Source organism: Sphingobacterium sp. E70 (assembly GCF_019285695.1).
Classification (GTDB): domain Bacteria; phylum Bacteroidota; class Bacteroidia; order Sphingobacteriales; family Sphingobacteriaceae; genus Sphingobacterium; species Sphingobacterium detergens.
This window is the reverse complement of sequence record NZ_CP079104.1, coordinates 2,177,085-2,194,169: the sequence shown is the minus strand read 5'-3', so window position 1 is coordinate 2,194,169 and position 17,085 is coordinate 2,177,085. Positions and strand designations below refer to the sequence as shown.

The window sequence follows — 17,085 nt, the reverse complement described above, 5'->3', positions numbered from 1 at the left end:
TATTTAATCCCTTTTCTAATCCATTTTGTGTTTTAATCATCTTCGGAGGAATCCGCTACTTGCTCTGATGGATTATATCCAAATTGTTTCTTAAATTCCCTACTGAAATATTTTCTTTCGGAAAACCCAACGGCATAGGCGACTTCGCTAATATTCATGGAAGATCGCAGCAACTCTTTAGCTCTGTTAAGTCGGTACATCTTTACATAATTATTGATTGAAAGGTTGGATATCGCCCGGAGTTTTCGATAAATAATAGGTGTGCTCATGCCCATCTTTCGGGAGATAAAATTAACATCAAAGTTATCCGACTGCATATTATCTTCGATTAGTTGATCCAATGTGGCAATAAATTGAGCATCCAGTTCGTTGTCGAAATCTGTCTTTTGACTTGAAATTCCTTGCTCTTTTATGACTGATGGCTATGAGATTCTGTACAGATAGAAACAACAGCCTATTATCAAAAGGTTTTGTTAGATAAATGTTTGCTCCGTATTGTAAAGCCTGTGTCTGTGAGTTACTGTCTGTCACTGCGGTCAGCAGGATAACTGGAATATGGCTTGTAGCAATATTTGTTTTTACAGCCTGGCATAACTGGGCTCCATTCATATAAGGCATCATCAGGTCAGATAAGATCAAATCTGGGATATACTCTTGCGCTTTCGATAAGGCGTCTTCTCCATTGACAGCTGTAATGACAGTATAGCTGTCCTGAAACAAATGGACAATGGTATCCATAGTTCTCTATTGTCTTCGACAATGAGGATGGTCTGTTGCAAAGATCTGTCCATTACGGACGGAGTTGCTAAATTTGATTCATCTATTACGGTCATCAGGGAATCTGAGGGAGAGGATATGTGTACTTTCGATAGTTTAGGCAAACGTAGATTGAACACCGTCCATTCTCCTTTTTCATCTTTCATGGTAAAACAACGGATCTCTCCCTGATGCTGTAGGACAATCTGTTTGGTTAAGGCTAGTCCAATACCGGTACCGATACTGTCATTTGCTTGTTCCTCCCGATAATACTCTTCAAAGATCTTGAATTGATTGTCCGTTGAAATGCCAATCCCGTTATCAACAATGTTGATGATGATGCTGTCTTCGTTATCAAGGAGCTCAAGATAAACGGTGCCATTCTCGGGGTATACTTAATGGCATTTGACAATAGATTGAACATGACCTTGTCGAATTGAACAGCGTCGATGGATTGTAACCCTACGGCATCCAATTGTCGGATATAATAGTTGATATGTTTATTCTGCGCAAGATCATTGAGGAGGTAGAATGTGTCTTCAATATATTCCCTGAAGGGGATATCGCTTTGTTTCAAGATGAAGTGCTTGTCATCAAATTTTTGAAATCAAGTAGCTCGTTAACAACCCCCAATAATTTGGCCGCGTTCTTTTTAATCCGTTTTATCTTAGATTGCGTAGTCGATAAGTTGGCCGTTTCGCTGATGATTTCATCCAGAGGAGCAGTGATCAGGGTCAGTGGGGTACGGATCTCATGCGAAATTTGTGTAAAGAATTTGATTTTCTTTTCCTGTTCCCTTTCAGAATTAATCAGCATCTGGCGTTCTACAACAAACTTGATAACAAAGTGTACGCCGAGGGTAAATAGTCCGGCATATAAGAGGTAAGCCCACCAAGTTCTCCAGAGCGGCGGCTTTATATCAATGTGTATTTGTAGCGAAGTACTGCTCCAGATGCCGTCATTATTGCTGGCATATACACTGAGTATATGTCGTCCTTCAGGAATATTGGTATATCTGACACTTGGTGTACTGGTTTCTATCCAATCCTTATCAAAACCTTCGAGTTTATAACGATATCTATTTTTATGTGGTTTAATAAAATTGGAACTCGAAAAATTGACTGTGATAAAATTCTCGTCATAACGTAATTGCAATCTGTAGTTGTTGGGGTGATCACCTTGTTGGATGCGGCTATAGTTCAATGGCGTCTCTTCAAGAAATATATTTCTAAAAAGCACGTTCGGTTTTTTCTGATTAAAGGTGATTTTTCGGGTGTCTATCGAAACTAAGCCATTCAATGTCGTCACGAATAAAACACCGGCGTCGCTGCTATAGACCTTAGCTCCCTGCATATTTTTAACAGGAAAACCATCGTACTGATTAAGGACAGTAGTATACTTTGTGGTTGGATCGAGGAAAATCAGTCCATTTTTGCTACTGATCCAGAAATGTTTGTCAATCATGACAGGCCAGCCTAAGGTGTTATTGTGAAAACGGGCCAATGGCTTGATATCGCCCAAATGATATAATTCAGTTGCAGTTGTAAACCAGATATCGCCATCCGGATGGACATAAAACCCTTGAATGGATAATTTTGGATCCGTAAATAGGCGAATAACTTTTGTCCTAGGATCTTGCTTGTAAAGCCGTCCCGCTAATAAAAAATAAACACAATTTTTGTTATCCGCTTGGATATCCGTTAATGTGGTAGGAAGTATTTTGACCGGATATGGAGGTTTCCCTGGAGGTACAATATATAAACCAGCATTTGTACCCAGGTACAGATAGTTATCAACTCCGGCATAGATGCTATAGATATTATTTTTTAAATGGAGCGGATTTTTGTCTAATAGGACATGTTGTGCAGTTTTAGTTTTTAAATCAATGATCGAGTAACCGCCACCATGTTGTGCTGCATAGAGGGTGCTGTCACGTATTGATAGATCCTTGATTAGATTTGATCGCGATAGCTGGGGAAAAGGCTTCATTATTCCCGTCTTTTTATCTAGAAGATTTATTCCTTCCTCTTCGGTTCCGATCCAATAAGCATCTGGGGATTCTGCAAAACTGCCAATAATATCACTATTTAGCCTGTTTTGAGGAGACTCACGACTCGAATAAACATGTAGGGGAATCATGTTTGGATAAATGGCATTGATACCTCCAAAATAAGTGCCTAACCAAATAATTTGTTGATCGTCGACAAATATATCGTAAATGGAATTTTGGCTTAGCGAATGCGGAACCAAAGTATTGTGTTTGTAATTAATAAAAGGTGTACTGCCTGTAAAGACAGAAAGCCCTTTTAGTGTGCCCAGCATTAATGTATTATTTGGGCCTTTATTGATTTTTCGGATGTTATTACTTAGGAGGTTGCTGTTCCCTTCATGAATGTGCTGCCAATGTTGATCCGATAATCGATATTGAAATAATCCCTGTAGTTTTGTTCCTATCCATAATATGCCATTTTGGTAATACAAAGAGCTAACAATACCCTGATTTTTTAGTGGTAATGAGATACGATCGATGTGTGTTAGGGTATTATTTTTAATGTGCAAAATTCAATACCACTATCGCTGGCAACTGCATATGTTTTCGAATTAACCGGAACAATAGCTTGGACATGATTGCGGGTCAGAACCGGTTTTATGGTATAGGAGTTTCCAAAAGGAATAGCAAGATAGAGTCCACGAGCGGAACAGAGGATGGTCTGATTGCCGTGAATATAAATATCATGAATAGCTAAGGGAAGATCAAAGGGCTTGTCTTGTTGATAGACGGGTTTTCTTTTGTCAATATTAAAGATGAAGAGTTTCGTTGCAGTTGCAATAAAAAGATCATTTCTCGAATTGATATTAATCTTATTGATGTAATCTACATTTTTGAAAATGGAGTCAGTGACTAAAACATTCGTCACATTTCTGGAGTCGTAAATAAATAGGTTGTTTCCCCACCAAACCATAATTTACCCTGTTGATCCTGCGCGATTGTCAGTACTGCTTGTTTGTCTAGGATATTATCCTGCGTCAGTGTTTCGAAACTAAAGTGCTGGGCACAACAAATGATACTTGAACAGAGGTGTAGTAAAGTGACGACAATGCTTCGAATCTGTTGTGCTGGAAATTTCATAGATAAATAGAGGTTACAGCATCAAATTTAAGATTTTACCCCTTAATATTTATAAAAATCACCCTATTAAATCGTCGTTCTTGCTCAATTTTGACATAGTTAAGTAACCATTTTTAATTATAAAACCAATTTCCTAAAGTATGGCTAAGTTTTACGCAATTGGATTGTCCGCTATGACACTATTTTCTGTAGGTGCAGTTCATGCCCAGCAAAAAATAAATGTAACGGGACAAATCAAAGACAGTCAGGGAACACCTTTGTCAGGTGTAACCATTCGGGAGAAGGGCGGAACGCTCTCCACTTCCACAAATGGATCGGGAACCTATTCCTTATCTGTGAATCCTAACGCAACACTATCAATTTCCTATGTAGGATACCAAAATCAAGAGATTGTACTAAATGGCCGCAATGCCATTAATGTAACGTTGGAAAGTGCCAGCTCGGCGATTGATGAGGTTGTTGTTGTGGGTTATGGGCAACAGAAGAAATCTAAACTATTGGGCTCTGTCGCAACTATCGATGGAAAAAAACTGGAGAGCAGGGCTGTGACGAATGTATCCTCGGCTTTGTCGGGGCTGGCTGCCGGTGTTCAGGTGAAAGTCGGCAATGGTAAGCCCGGTAGTGATGGAGCAACCATTCGCGTACGTGGTACAGGTACCATGAACAATAATGATGCTTTGGTGATTATTGATGGTATTCAAGGGGTAATGGATGCTGTAAATCCAGAAGATATTGAAACAATATCAGTATTAAAAGACGCGTCTTCGGCAGCGATCTATGGTGCACGGGCTGCGAATGGAGTTATTGTCATTACAACAAAGAAAGGAAAAAGCGGACAAGCACCTCAAATAAAATACTCAGGTTTGTTTTCGAGAACGACACCAAGCGCGAAGCCTGAATTTCTAAGCGATTATTTGAGGCATATGAGCTTGTTTCAAGAAGCAGCAGAAAATATAGGCGAGAAAGGTCCATATACGCAAAGCGCTATTGATACCTGGACAGCTGCAAATGCTGATCCAAATGGTGTGACCGCTCAGGGCATACCAAATTATGTCGCCTATCCCAATACCAACTGGGGAGATTGGATTTATGAGAATGCTTGGTTAAAGAGTCATAACGTCAGTGTTTTGGGAGGGAGTGAAAATATCCGCTATAATCTATCCGGAAGAATACAAGACAACCCGGGCATTATGCACAACACAGGGATGAAGCGCTATGAAGGACGGGTGAATCTGGAGACAGATGTTACCAATTTCCTGACAGTCGGTACACAGACATTTATTCTGAAAGAAGACCGTTCTATGGCTTCCGATGCCAATCTGTATAATTTCTTGCGACAAACGACACCGGGTATTTACCCAATGTATGACGGTAAGTTTGGAAGCGCTGTACTCAGCTCCGGTGAATCATCGCAGCTGAACAATTTAATGACCTATCTTTACGATAATAAGGGAAGTAATGAGCGTACACGACTCAACGCTACCTTATTTGCAAATGTTAAACTTTGGAAGGGTTTGACATTTGAAACGAAATTTAACTACCAGAGCCGATTTGATGAAGTGAAAACCTGGTCTGATCCGTCACCACGCTATGACTTTTCAACCATGACGATTACATCGACACCTGTTAACCTTGCGAACTCGACGACCGGACAGTCTTATGGTAAAATTTACAGAAAATCTTTCGATAACGTATTGCGTTATAACACAACGATTGGTAAACATACGATTGGCGCATTAGTTGGTCATAATGAATTTTATTACAACGATTCCGGATTTAGTGCTTCTAGAAAAGGATTGATCGATGCGACTATTACCAATATCGGTACAGGAACGGAGATGAACAGTATCTCTGGAAGCGAATCTGATAACTCCATGCGTTCCTTTTTGGTCGTGCCAGTTATGACTATGATGCAAAATATTTAGCAGAATTCAGTTTACGTCGGGATGGGGCTTCAAAATTTGGGCGTGGACGAAAATACGGTACATTTCCTTCTGCTTCTGTTGGTTATATCTTATCTAAGGAGTCGTTTATGGAAGCTGTCAATCCTTATGTACAGGATATTAAACTTCGGGCTTCATGGGGTAAATTAGGGAATGACGGCGGAGATGATTTGAATGTCTATGGCTGGCACGGAGTATATAGTTCGGTGGGTTATTCATTTAATGGAGCTCAAGCCAATGGACTAGCATTGTCACGTTTTGGCAATAACTTGTTGCAATGGGAAGATTCCGAGAATAAAGAGCTTGGATTGGAATTTGCAACATTAAACCGTCGTGCATCTGTGGAACTAAGTTTATACGATCGTAAAACGTCAAATATTATTCGTACAGCACAAATGCCAATTACGGCGGGTACTGCTAGTGGTCCTTATTACAATCAAGCCGCTATGCGTAATAACGGAATTGAGCTCAATCTGAACTGGCGGGATAAGATTGGGGATTTCAGTTATAACATTGGTGGTAATTTCTCATATAATAAAAATAAAGTCACGGAATACCAAGGTAAGCTGGTTCAAGGTATGGTTGATGACGGAACGGGAAAAATGGTATGGAATACTAACTTAGGTGATGTATCCACAGGTGGTGTAAACCGGAGACTTGAGGGATACCAGCTGGATGAATTCTATCTACGTCAGGTATATCAAGGTGATGGTAGTTATTTTAATGCCGATGGTTCAGTTAATATCAATGGAGGACCTACCAAAGGGATGATCCGTACGGATCAGGATTACGAATGGGCAAAAGCAATGAAGGCTGCGGGCTATTCTTTTATAACCTCATCCCAAGCCATTGCGGATAGCTATGGTGCGAATGCACGGATGTATTATGGAGACTTGGTTTATGCCGACCGGAACGGAGATGGCATTTATGGAAATAATGCCGATCAGTACTTTACCGGTACGTCGACAAATCCTAAATATATCTATGGATTCAATCTTGGATTCTCTTATAAAGGTCTGGATATGTCTATGATTTGGGCAGGAGAGGCCGGAGGACAGTATTACTGGACAGATATTGGTTATAATAATAATGTATTGATTCTTGGTAACCAGGTGACCACTCGTATTGCAGATGACCATTATTTCTATAACCCGGCGGCGCCAAATGATCCACGTACCAATCAAAATGGATATTTCCCTAGATTGAAATATGGCACTTCTGAAAAATATCAATAATCAAGCAAGCGATTATTGGTTATATAAGGCAAATTTTTTAAAGCTTAGAAATTTGCAAATAGGTTATACGTTTGATAAGAAACTAACTGAAAAAGTTAAAGTACGCAGCTTAAGGGTATTTTTACAGGTGAAAATCTACTGATGCTTACGGACTTTCCAGGATTAGATCCAGAAGTTGGTGCAGGAGCAGAATATCCAACAATGAAACAATTTGCTTTTGGTTTGAATATTGGATTCTAAAATAGAAAGATCATGAAAAATAATATAAAAAATATAATTTGTGGAGTAAAAAATACTGCTTGGAGTAACTATCGGGTCGGCAACATTGTTTTCTGCTTGTCAGAAAGATTTATTGGATACCGTACCCAAAACACAGGTATTAACCAATAATATGTGGCTAACAGAAAATCTTACTGACCAAGGTGTAAATGGTGTTTACCAAGGCTTGCGTTTAGGTCAGATGCTGTATGTATATGACACCTATGTTACCCTTCAGGGAAGGGACAATTCAACCTTGATGAATGCAACGGCTACTGCGTCATCGGGTATTTTCTCTTCTACATGGCAAAATTTGTATGAAGGTGTTCACCGGAGTAATAATGCGATCTATGGTATCACCAATGTGTCACCTGTAGGGCCCGAAAAGAAAGCAAGATTACTTGCAGAGATGAAATTTTTGCGCGCATTCCATTACTATCGCTTAAATCAACTGTATAAGGGAGTTCCGATTTATACTGAACCAATCGAGTGGGATAAGGTGGATAAACCAAGGAGTACAGAAAAAGAAGTCTGGGATTTGATTATCAAAGATCTGACGGATTGTATCAATGAACCTCTATTGCCAAATCGTTATGATAAAGGAAAGGCCGAGTTTGGGCGAGTTACTAAATCTGCAGCACATGCGCTTCGTGGTAAGGTGTATATGTATACGCAAGAATGGGCAAAAGCCATTGCCGACTTTGAGCAAGTCAAAAATATGGGACATACCTTATTTGGTAATTATGCAAACCTTTTTAAAGGTGATAATGAGCAAAGCCCTGAAATTATATTTAGTATCCAAAATATCGCTTTGGCAGGATATGGTTCAGATTACCAATTCAGGTTTGGATCACGATCAGCTTTTGGATCCAATTGGAATACCTATTTGGTCCATCCTGATGCGATAGATCGCTATCAGCGTAAAGATGGATCTAAGTTTAATTGGGATGATTACCTGCCAGGTTATAATCAGATGGCACCGGGTCAAAGGGAGGTATTTTTCTTACGGAATAATTTGACCGCTACTGAAATATCGAACATTGAGAAACGGACTACAAATAAGCTTGATATGTCTTTGTATTTGCCAACAGGTAATGAAGAACGACTTAAGAAAGCCTATGAAGATAGAGATCCAAGGTTAGTAAGCAACGTGATTTTGCCTTATTCTACTTTTGTGGGAGCAAATGGCGCGACAGACCAAACCTTCACCTCAAGGTGGCCATATCGGCAAGAATTTGGTGGTGTGTTTGACTTGAGAACGGATATTGTCCCTAATTTTTACTATTACCCACGTAAGTTTGTTTATGAGGAGCTAACCCAGGTATTCCCAATAGAGAGGCAGGCGCTTATGATTATATTGTGATGCGATATGCAGATATCCTTTTATTATGGGCAGAAGCACTGAATGAATCGAAAAAGCCTAGTGAAGCTGTGTTAAAAGTAAACGAAGTAAGAAAGCGTGCCGGAGTTGGAGAATTACCATTAGGGATAGGTGAGCAGGATCTCAGAAAAGAAATTCGTGAAGAACGCCGCCGTGAATTGATGTGCGAAGGTGTTATCTATTTTGATGAGTTGCGTTGGAAAACATTGAAAGAAACATCATTTTACACCGGAAATGGAATTAAACAGGCATGGGGAGGAGTTGTTTCTCCATATGACTGGCGAGGTGATCAACTTTATACATGGCCAATTCCACAAGTGGAACGGGAACGAAACACATCATTGACACAAAACAGTGGCTGGGATGATTAAGAAATCAGGAAAGATATTTCTCCTTTTGTAAAGAACTTGTTATCAATCGCTCACGCAATCGTTTGCTAGAGCGATTGATTCTTTTTCGTTTGTTTTTTTATTTTAAAATAAAGATTTTTAATGTTTTGTGTGTGCTTGTTGAGCATACATTATTTATAAACCGTTATCAATGAAGAGAAGATCTGTATTAAAATTTTTGGGCGGTGCTGGGATTGGTGCATTGACGGCCTCGTTACCAATAGGGGCGGAGGCAAGTGTTTTATCTGATGAAAGTATAAGCTATGCTGGGAATGACCGTGCTTATTGGGTTTCAATACTAAGCAAGATCGCCACACCTATATTGGATAATATCAGTAAACAACAATGGCGCAAAAAGATGCCGATGGAGGTAAGTCCTACTTTTGACAGTAGAGATCCAGGAGTTGGTTATCTCGAGGCTTTCGGTCGATTGCTGGCAGGCATGGCACCTTGGCTGGCTTTACCTGATGACGGAACGGAAGAAGGGAAATTACGTAAAAATTACGTGATCAAGCCTTATTGGGTATTCAATATGGTGTAGATCCTAAATCTCCAGATTATTTTACATGGCGCGGCCCCTCATCGCAGACACTGGTAGATGCTGCACATCTAGCCCTTGCGTTCCTGAGAGCACCCAAAGCACTTTGGGAACCATTGGATCAGGTAACAAAGAAAAGGGTTGTCGAAGAATTCAAACTATTGCGTAAGATCAAACCAAATGAAAGCAATTGGTTACTTTTTGCTGCAATGACCGAAACTTTCCTATATAGTGCTGGCGAGGAATGCGCGCGTGAGAAAATAGACTATGCGGTCAATAAATTTGATCAGGAATGGTATGTCGGCGATGGTTGGTATAGTGATGGGGCACATTTTAGCTTTGACCATTACAATGGCTATGTGATCCATTGTATGCAAGTGGAATCGCTTCGTCATAATATCTCCGCTGGTGGAAAATACAAAGAAATGTATGAACGTGCCTATAAACGCATGCAGCGTTATGCACATCATTTAGAACGGATGATATCGCCTGAAGGATACTATGTGGTTGTAGGACGTTCGTCTACCTACAAGAATGCAGCGTTTCAACCTTTGGCAACCGTAGCCTTAGAAAATAAATTACCGGACGATATTTCAAAAGGTCAAGTGAGGGCAGCCCTGACTGCAGTACTCAGACACATCTATATTGACAAAACCTTCGCTCCGTCGGGATGGCTGCGTATGGGGGTGGTTGGAGACCAGCAGTCAAATTTGGCCGACTATTATACCAACGCCGGATCAATGTATGTGGCATCGTTGTCTTTCCTACCCTTAGGATTACCTGCTACGGATGAGTTCTGGACATGTGCCCCACAGAAATGGACATCACAGAAGTGCTGGAATGCGGAACAGTTTCCAAAAGATTATTACGTCAGTTACTAATTCCTTGTTCTTTTATTCATAATCTAAATACTAAAAAAATAGAGATACTAGGTAGGTCTTAGACTTGTATAAGTAAAATCTTGATACTCATATCTCAATACTCAATACTAATAATGAAGATACAACACTATATTTCAGGAGCATTAATGATCGGGCTTGGTCTACAAGCAATATCATGTTCTAGTCAGAAGAATTTAACAACAGCCAAATTAGGACTGAATAAAGAATTTGTCAAAACCAATCTTGAAGATGCACATAAACAGATCAACTATCTAGCTTCGTCCATCCAGGAGTCGGATATTCCTACCACCTTTAAAGATGGGAAATATGTCAATTGGGGATCTAGCTGGTGGTGCTCCGGATTTTATCCAGGTACAGTACTCTATCTTTATGAATATACAAAAGACGAGAAGTTGTTGAATGAGGCAAAACGAAAATTAAAACATTTAGAAAAGGAGAAAAACAATAAAGGAACACATGATCTTGGGTTTATGCTTTATTGTAGTTTTGGTAATGCATTACGGTTAACAGGTGATTCTACAGCATATAAAGGCGTGTTAAGTACGGGTGCTGCTTCATTGGCAACACGCTTTCATGAAGCTCCAAAACTATCCGCTCATGGGATGGTGGTAAGAACTGGGACGGGCAACCGTGGACATATCCTGTTATTATCGATAATATGATGAATCTGGAATTTTTGACCGAAGTATCTAAAATGACAGGAGACAAAAGATTTCGGGATATTGCCATACGGCACGCAAATACGACAATGGTTAACCATTATCGAAAAGACTACAGTTCTTATCATGTGGTAGATTATAATCCCGATAATGGAAGTATAATATCGAGAAAGACTGCACAAGGAGCATTCGATGAGTCTGCATGGGCAAGGGGACAAGCTTGGGGATTATATGGATATACCATGATGTACCGCGAAACAGGTGAAAAGAAATACCTGGAACAAGCAAGGAATATCGCTAAGTTTTACCTTAATCATCCCAATCTTCCAAAGGATCTGATTCCGTATTGGGATATGGATCAAAATAAACTGACCAAGGAAAGTAAGTATTATAATCAAAAGGATCTGCGCGATGTTTCTACTGCTGCGGTTACGGCTTCTGCATTGTTGGAATTGGCACAATATACAAAGGGCAGTGAAAGTCAGTTGTACATTTCCAAAGCTGAGCAGATGTTAAAGTCACTTTCTTCGAAACCATACAAAGCAGATTACAAAGAAGCTGGGGGTATATATTGAAACATAGTGTTGGTTCTATTCCGCATAAGACGGAGGTAGATGTGCCATTGACTTATGCCGATTATTATTACGTAGAGGCATTGATCAGATATGACCGAATGCTCAATGGCGAAAAAGTGATCAAACAATAAGGGAATTATCTATGGATAACGGATGAGGGAAACTAGTTCCATTTTAAAATAAATAATTCCAGTACTATGAACTATAAAAAGTTAGTCATTATCATATTATTAGTGCCACAGGTATTATTTGCTCAAAAGAAAGAGGAAAATAATGGTCTACAACAGCGGGCATATCTGGTGAAAACGCTTACCAAAATTGCTGATCCTGTATTAATGGCATTGAGTAAAGGTGAATTAGTTAAAACGATGCCGATCGAATCGCGTAACAATCTGGACCGGACAGGTTGTACTTACTTGGAAGCATTCGGTCGGTTAATGGCTGGAATGGCGCCTTGGCTTGAACTTGGGCCGGATAATACAGCCGAAGGTAAGTTGAGAAAGAAATATATCGATTTATCCATTGCCTGTATAAAAATGCGACGGATCCCGATAATCCGGATTATATGAACTTTAGAAAGCATCCCAAAACACAAAGTCAAGCGTTGGTGGATGCTGCATTTTTAGCGCAGGCGCTTTTAAGGTCTCCAAATCAACTCTGGGGTAAATTAGATGATCAGACCAAGAAAAATGTGATCAATGCATTTAACCTAACCCGCGAAATGAATGCCTATGGTAATAACTGGGTGTTATTTAGTTCCGAAATCGAAGCCTTTTTCTTAAAATATGATAAAGTTGTTGATAAAAGTCGTTTGGACAGCGCTATTGACTTAATGGTTTCCTGGTATAAAGGCGATGGAATATACGGTGACGGCCCTAACTTTCATTACGATTACTACAATAGCTTTGTAATACATCCGATGCTTTTAGAAACTAGCCTAGAACTGAAGAATGCTAATTTAGATACAGCAAACCTCTATCCTATATTCTTAGATCGCGCCAGAAGATACGCGACCATACAAGAACGTTTAATCTCTCCTGAAGGGACTTATCCACCAGTAGGACGTTCATTGAGTTACCGTTTCGGTGCTTTTCAGCTGCTTTCCAAAATTGCGTATATGCACGAATTAGAAAAAGGAATCGAACCGGCTCAAGTGCGATGTGCGCTTTATACGGTAATAAAAAGACAGATTGAAATGCCGGGAACTTTTAATAGCTCCGGTTGGTTAAATATTGGTTTTGCTGGCCATCAACCAGAAGTGGGCGAAACCTATGTTTCTACCGGAAGTGAATATTTATGCTCAGAAGCCTTTATTATTCTGGGCTTACCGCCAAACGATCCGCTGTGGGCTGCCCCTGATGCAAGTTGGACAGCTAAAAAGGCGTGGAATGGTGAAACAATGATTATAGATCACACATTGACGCCGGATATTATTGGAGCAGATGTTTACAAAGAACGGAAGAAATAACAAACACAATAAAAATGAAAACAAACGATGTGTTAGTTCTGATCGTAATGCTATTGGATGCTGTGCATGGAAATCCCTAAAATAAGGAGTTAAAGCCTTGGTTGGATATTCTTAAAATAATCGATTTTAAAACGCCTGTCTCATTTTGTTGAGGCAGGCGTTTTTTTATAGAATTGAGGATCGCTTCAGTCTAAATGAATAACTGTCTTTTAAGGGCTGTTTCAATCTCGGTACTGGTTTGACTGTTCTTCGACTATTGTTTGCTTCATTATTTACTCGTGCCATAAATTCATTTATAATTGGTTTGGTTCGTTTAACAGACAAGTGGGGAAAAGCTTACTTTAACTAGTATACTTCTTGTAAATTAACTGATATCAAACAGGGGTATAACGGGGATATTATACGCTTTCATCCGAATGAGGTCCGGGTGAAGTCCGGATGAGGTCCGTCTAAAGTCCCTATTAAATGAAAGTAAGGCCCCTAATTGAAGACCTGTCTTATACTTTAGTTTTGGTATATCTTAAGGGAGCTAAGGGGACTTTGTCGACTCGGATTATCTTGGTCTTATGTGTTGTTTTGCATCTTAATAATTGATATAATGGATTTGGGATTCAACAATATTATTAAATCTTATGTAACAAGGGTATAGTTTGGGATAGTTGTATAAAATGTCGTCGGAAAACAGCAATATCTTATCTTTTTTTTTTGCATTTTGTGTCATGGAATTTGACCAATCTGTCAATAAACTAAATAGATGAAAAAACTTGTTTTTCTTACGATGCTACTGTGCGGTACGCTTTTATATATTTTTGCATTACAGCAGGGGGGCATCAATCAGTTCCATTGATAGTCTACGGAATGTATTCAATACCGTTAAGAACGATAGCGTGAAGGCCAGAGCAGCGCTATTATTGGCAAATAATCTCATGTTTGAGCGGAAAGATACTGTCGCGGCGACAGGTTATCTGGGGTAGCGAAGAAACTGTGTACAACGAAGCCTTACCTGAAAGCACTATACACCTATTATAGTGCCTCCCATATCTTTATGACTGCGGGTGAAACTGATGAATGCTTACAGCTGTATAAACAGGCTGCGGTGATGCTCGAAAAATTTAAGACTAAGGAAGCTTATGAATTTTGGGTGAAGGCTTGGTGGAATTACGCCATGATCATCGATCATAAAGATGATCGGAAAGGTATGGTACGGATCCAGGTTGATAAAATAATTCCCGCAGCAATCAAACAGAAGGACTATAATCAAGCTGCTAAATCCTACCAATCGATTGGCTTTGCTTTTAAGGAAATTGGCGATACAGAAAAAGGTATCTATTATTTTAAAAAAGGGCTTGAACTCTATGAAAAATATCCCCTGTCAAAAGACAGACATGCAATATCATTACTAAACTTGGCGCGTGAATATGTTGAATCTCGCGAACTTAATCTCGCAAAATCTTATCTGTTAAAATCGGAGCAAATTTTAGATACGCTAAAGGAGTCAGTAGCTCACCTAAACTATGGTGAAACAGCCAGCATGTATTATTGTGCGAAAAATGATTTCACGAAGGCCCTCGAGGTTGCCGAGAAAGCACTGAAAATTGCAGAACGACTAAATATGCCTTATGAGATCGGCATGATGCATTATCAGAAGTTTAATATCTATTTTAGTTTGGAAAGATATGAACTGGCATTGAAGGAGCTTAAGATTGTCATGCGGGATATGCCTTATGATATGACAAGTAACATGCAGCAATTTGCCAAGGATTTGTCTGATACCTATGCCAAATTAAAGGATTACCCCAATGCCTATAAATGGCTGGGAAAACATGTTGCCATTAAAGATAGTTTGGCCCAGGCGGCTTATAAAAGTGAAATAGCTGGTCTTGAAACCAAATTTAGAACGGCCGAGAAGAACGAAAAGATCATGAGATTGGAGTTTGAACAGAAGCAGACGGTACTTCAACAGAAAAATCAGCGTTTGTATAATTATATATTGGGTATATTTTCTTTGATATTGCTGTTTTTGCTCGGTTTATCTGTTTATTTATATCGTCAGAATAAGAGGAAAACGCAGCGCGATATGGAACTGTTGGCGCAGCAGCAAGAACTTCGGGTGACCAAAGCACTATTGGAAGGGGAGGAGCTGGAACGTCATCGGGTTGCCCGTGATTTGCATGATGGCCTTGGTGGCCATTTGACGGCGATGAGACTTCAGATCTCTTCCGAAGGGAATCTGCCTGTATTGGATGGGATAAAATCTCAGCTGGACCAGATGATCTCGGATGTCAGGCTGATCGCCCACAATATGATGCCCGAAAACTTATCACGCTCGGGGCTATTGGTGGCCCTTGAAGATCTCTGTACTTCGATGCAGCATGGTGCTGTTGCCATTGAGTTGCAGTGCAATGGCCTGTTCAACAATATTGCGGAGAATATGCAGGTCAATATCTATCGTATTATTCAGGAGTTGATCAACAATGCCATTCGACATGGGAATGCCGATCAAATCATTGTGCAATGCCTGCAAAACGAGCAAGGCTTTTTGATCGGGGTGGACGACAATGGAAAAGGATTTGATGTGGAGGCGGTTGGGGAAGCTAAAGGGGGAATGGGACTTAAAAATGTACAAATGAGAGTTGAATATTTAAATGGAAAAATGAATATCTTGTCGCAGCCTGGGGCGGGAACAAGTGTCAATATCGAAATATATGTCTGAGCAGCAAAAACATTGGCGATCTTGGACGATCATCCAATTGCCATCGAAGGGATCAAATCATTTTTAAAAGAGAATCTATCCTACGACCGCGTACTGGGGTTTTCGCTGGGACAGGCGCTGACTGATTTTTTGAAACAGGATCAGATAGATCTGCTCTTGTTGGATATCGCTTTGCCCGATGCGAATGGTATCGATCTCTGCGGCGAACTCAAGAAGAACCATCCTGAGCTGATCATCGTTGGCTTTAGTAATCATATGGCGCGCAATAGCATACTACAGATGCTTGCCAATGGTGCTGCTGGATATATCTTGAAAAGTGCTGATGCGGAAGAAATTATTACTTGTATTCAGAAAGTTTCTCAAGGTAGCATGGCCTTATGCGGGGCAACACAACGGATTATAGCGGCCTCCCCAACCCGACAACTACCCTCACTGACAATGCGCGAGAAGCAGGTATTGCAGTTGCTGGCGGAAGGAAAGACAAGTGCACAAATTGCCGAAAAACTATTCTTAAGCCCATTGACGGTGGATACGTATCGGAAAAATCTGATTCAGAAATTTGCCGTAAAAATACCGCAGAACTGTTGACAATATTATTTAAGGAAAATTTGCTCTAATTCATTAGGAACAGGGATACCCTAAAATTAGGAGGATAAATTACCCTATTTCGTGGTATTGTCCTGTGTACAGTGTATTTCTACTTTTGCTTATATAGATATGCAAAAGATGAAAACAATAAACAAAAACCTAAAGATCCTTTGCCTGGTGGCAATGGTTGCAATGATCTTTGTCGGATGTAGCAAAGATAAGAATGAGCCAATAGTCTCAGGAAAAATAGATGCCATTGTAGGCACGTTTAAAGGAAAGATGGTCATCGGTGGTGACGCTGAATATTTTAATGCGATTATCACAGTTACCAAAGTCGATGATGGTAAGGTGAAAGCAACAGTGAAAGCAGGAGAGGCTTACAGTAGAGCTACAGCAAAAACATTCCCTGTACAAAATGTTTCCAATATCCATGTTTCCGGTCAGGGACCTATGGGGGAATTACTTATACAATTGATGATAAGAATATCCAGATCACTACGGAGGCTGAGGCCAGCGGTGATGTAGTATACCTCTTCCAAGGGACAAAACA

Annotated in this window: 21 protein-coding genes and 1 pseudogene; 15 read left to right on the top strand and 7 right to left on the bottom strand. The window is 40.0% G+C overall.

Features of this window, described 5'->3' with window-relative positions:
- Positions 1-32: 32 nt before the first annotated feature.
- From KUH03_RS15650 to KUH03_RS15620, 7 genes are read right to left on the bottom strand one after another with little or no spacing between them, the layout of a single operon-like run.
- Complete coding sequence (locus KUH03_RS15650) at positions 33-341, bottom strand: AraC family transcriptional regulator (RefSeq protein WP_257094618.1); 309 nt, start codon at positions 339-341, stop codon at positions 33-35.
- Entirely contained in the window at positions 319-738 is a 420-nt protein-coding gene (locus KUH03_RS15645; RefSeq protein ID WP_257094617.1) for a two-component system response regulator, read from the bottom strand. Before KUH03_RS15645 ends, KUH03_RS15650 begins: the two co-directional genes overlap by 23 nt.
- On the bottom strand, positions 636-1,085 hold the full coding sequence (locus KUH03_RS48660) for a sensor histidine kinase (RefSeq protein ID WP_373564817.1): 450 nt from the start codon (positions 1,083-1,085) through the stop codon (positions 636-638). The genes KUH03_RS15645 and KUH03_RS48660 overlap by 103 nt, the downstream gene beginning before the upstream one ends.
- Positions 977-1,333, bottom strand: coding sequence for a hypothetical protein (locus KUH03_RS15635; protein ID WP_257094613.1), 357 nt, complete (start codon positions 1,331-1,333; stop codon positions 977-979). Before KUH03_RS15635 ends, KUH03_RS48660 begins: the two co-directional genes overlap by 109 nt.
- Entirely contained in the window at positions 1,330-3,315 is a 1,986-nt protein-coding gene (locus KUH03_RS15630; RefSeq protein ID WP_257094611.1) for a triple tyrosine motif-containing protein, read from the bottom strand. Before KUH03_RS15630 ends, KUH03_RS15635 begins: the two co-directional genes overlap by 4 nt.
- A complete protein-coding gene (locus tag KUH03_RS15625; protein ID WP_257094610.1) occupies positions 3,291-3,674 on the bottom strand; it encodes a hypothetical protein in 384 nt (127 codons plus the stop codon). The genes KUH03_RS15630 and KUH03_RS15625 overlap by 25 nt, the downstream gene beginning before the upstream one ends.
- A complete protein-coding gene (locus KUH03_RS15620) occupies positions 3,671-3,886 on the bottom strand; it encodes a two-component regulator propeller domain-containing protein (RefSeq protein ID WP_257094608.1) in 216 nt (71 codons plus the stop codon). Before KUH03_RS15620 ends, KUH03_RS15625 begins: the two co-directional genes overlap by 4 nt.
- A 140-nt stretch (positions 3,887-4,026) precedes the next feature.
- Between KUH03_RS15620 and KUH03_RS15615 the strand changes: the two genes are divergently transcribed.
- From KUH03_RS15615 to KUH03_RS15545, 15 genes and pseudogenes are all read left to right on the top strand, one after another.
- Positions 4,027-5,811, top strand: coding sequence for a SusC/RagA family TonB-linked outer membrane protein (locus KUH03_RS15615; protein WP_257094606.1), 1,785 nt, complete (start codon positions 4,027-4,029; stop codon positions 5,809-5,811).
- 17 nt (positions 5,812-5,828) lie between these two features.
- Positions 5,829-7,064, top strand: a pseudogene (locus KUH03_RS15610) (TonB-dependent receptor domain-containing protein); the annotation flags it as partial.
- Between the two features lie 325 nt (positions 7,065-7,389).
- Positions 7,390-8,685 (top strand): RagB/SusD family nutrient uptake outer membrane protein, encoded by a 1,296-nt coding sequence (locus KUH03_RS15605; RefSeq protein WP_257094604.1) that lies wholly within the window; start codon positions 7,390-7,392, stop codon positions 8,683-8,685.
- Positions 8,685-9,074, top strand: coding sequence for a RagB/SusD family nutrient uptake outer membrane protein (locus tag KUH03_RS15600; RefSeq protein ID WP_257097016.1), 390 nt, complete (start codon positions 8,685-8,687; stop codon positions 9,072-9,074). Before KUH03_RS15605 ends, KUH03_RS15600 begins: the two co-directional genes overlap by 1 nt.
- A gap of 169 nt (positions 9,075-9,243) precedes the next feature.
- On the top strand, positions 9,244-9,633 hold the full coding sequence (locus tag KUH03_RS15595; RefSeq protein WP_257094602.1) for a DUF2264 domain-containing protein: 390 nt from the start codon (positions 9,244-9,246) through the stop codon (positions 9,631-9,633).
- Complete coding sequence (locus KUH03_RS15590; protein WP_257094601.1) at positions 9,612-10,511, top strand: DUF2264 domain-containing protein; 900 nt, start codon at positions 9,612-9,614, stop codon at positions 10,509-10,511. Before KUH03_RS15595 ends, KUH03_RS15590 begins: the two co-directional genes overlap by 22 nt.
- Positions 10,512-10,624: 113 nt before the next feature.
- On the top strand, positions 10,625-11,194 hold the full coding sequence (locus KUH03_RS15585) for a hypothetical protein (RefSeq protein WP_257094598.1): 570 nt from the start codon (positions 10,625-10,627) through the stop codon (positions 11,192-11,194).
- Positions 11,191-11,766 carry a glycoside hydrolase family 88 protein gene (locus tag KUH03_RS15580; RefSeq protein ID WP_257094596.1) on the top strand — a complete coding sequence of 192 codons (576 nt, stop codon included), beginning with the start codon at positions 11,191-11,193 and terminating at the stop codon, positions 11,764-11,766. Before KUH03_RS15585 ends, KUH03_RS15580 begins: the two co-directional genes overlap by 4 nt.
- Complete coding sequence (locus tag KUH03_RS15575) at positions 11,763-11,897, top strand: hypothetical protein (RefSeq protein WP_257094594.1); 135 nt, start codon at positions 11,763-11,765, stop codon at positions 11,895-11,897. Before KUH03_RS15580 ends, KUH03_RS15575 begins: the two co-directional genes overlap by 4 nt.
- Positions 11,898-11,963: 66 nt before the next feature.
- The gene (locus tag KUH03_RS15570) at positions 11,964-12,335 is read left to right on the top strand and encodes a DUF2264 domain-containing protein (RefSeq protein ID WP_257094592.1); all 372 of its coding nucleotides are present in this window, start codon (positions 11,964-11,966) and stop codon (positions 12,333-12,335) included.
- Positions 12,332-13,234, top strand: coding sequence for a DUF2264 domain-containing protein (locus KUH03_RS15565; protein ID WP_257094590.1), 903 nt, complete (start codon positions 12,332-12,334; stop codon positions 13,232-13,234). The genes KUH03_RS15570 and KUH03_RS15565 overlap by 4 nt, the downstream gene beginning before the upstream one ends.
- 809 nt (positions 13,235-14,043) lie before the next feature.
- The gene (locus KUH03_RS15560; RefSeq protein WP_257094588.1) at positions 14,044-14,208 is read left to right on the top strand and encodes a hypothetical protein; all 165 of its coding nucleotides are present in this window, start codon (positions 14,044-14,046) and stop codon (positions 14,206-14,208) included.
- A gap of 71 nt (positions 14,209-14,279) precedes the next feature.
- Positions 14,280-15,947, top strand: coding sequence for a sensor histidine kinase (locus KUH03_RS15555; protein ID WP_257094586.1), 1,668 nt, complete (start codon positions 14,280-14,282; stop codon positions 15,945-15,947).
- Positions 15,948-15,959: 12 nt separating this feature from the next.
- Positions 15,960-16,535: a response regulator transcription factor gene (locus KUH03_RS15550; RefSeq protein WP_257094584.1), complete on the top strand. Its 576-nt coding sequence runs from the start codon at positions 15,960-15,962 to the stop codon at positions 16,533-16,535.
- Between the two features lie 129 nt (positions 16,536-16,664).
- The gene (locus KUH03_RS15545; protein ID WP_257094582.1) at positions 16,665-17,060 is read left to right on the top strand and encodes a hypothetical protein; all 396 of its coding nucleotides are present in this window, start codon (positions 16,665-16,667) and stop codon (positions 17,058-17,060) included.
- Positions 17,061-17,085: the final 25 nt, after the last annotated feature.

What these genes read in the sequence shown, in the direction of transcription:
- KUH03_RS15580 (WP_257094596.1), top strand. Translation starts at nt 11,191, where the DNA reads ATGATGAATCTGGAATTTTTGACCGAAGTATCTAAAATGACAGGAGAC.
- KUH03_RS15620 (WP_257094608.1), bottom strand. Translation starts at nt 3,886, where the DNA reads ATGAAATTTCCAGCACAACAGATTCGAAGCATTGTCGTCACTTTACTA.
- KUH03_RS15585 (WP_257094598.1), top strand. Translation starts at nt 10,625, where the DNA reads ATGAAGATACAACACTATATTTCAGGAGCATTAATGATCGGGCTTGGT.
- KUH03_RS15645 (WP_257094617.1), bottom strand. Translation starts at nt 738, where the DNA reads ATGGATACCATTGTCCATTTGTTTCAGGACAGCTATACTGTCATTACA.
- KUH03_RS15565 (WP_257094590.1), top strand. Translation starts at nt 12,332, where the DNA reads ATGAACTTTAGAAAGCATCCCAAAACACAAAGTCAAGCGTTGGTGGAT.
- KUH03_RS15545 (WP_257094582.1), top strand. Translation starts at nt 16,665, where the DNA reads ATGCAAAAGATGAAAACAATAAACAAAAACCTAAAGATCCTTTGCCTG.
- KUH03_RS15615 (WP_257094606.1), top strand. Translation starts at nt 4,027, where the DNA reads ATGGCTAAGTTTTACGCAATTGGATTGTCCGCTATGACACTATTTTCT.
- KUH03_RS15570 (WP_257094592.1), top strand. Translation starts at nt 11,964, where the DNA reads ATGAACTATAAAAAGTTAGTCATTATCATATTATTAGTGCCACAGGTA.
- KUH03_RS15595 (WP_257094602.1), top strand. Translation starts at nt 9,244, where the DNA reads ATGAAGAGAAGATCTGTATTAAAATTTTTGGGCGGTGCTGGGATTGGT.
- KUH03_RS15600 (WP_257097016.1), top strand. Translation starts at nt 8,685, where the DNA reads ATGCGATATGCAGATATCCTTTTATTATGGGCAGAAGCACTGAATGAA.
- KUH03_RS15555 (WP_257094586.1), top strand. Translation starts at nt 14,280, where the DNA reads ATGACTGCGGGTGAAACTGATGAATGCTTACAGCTGTATAAACAGGCT.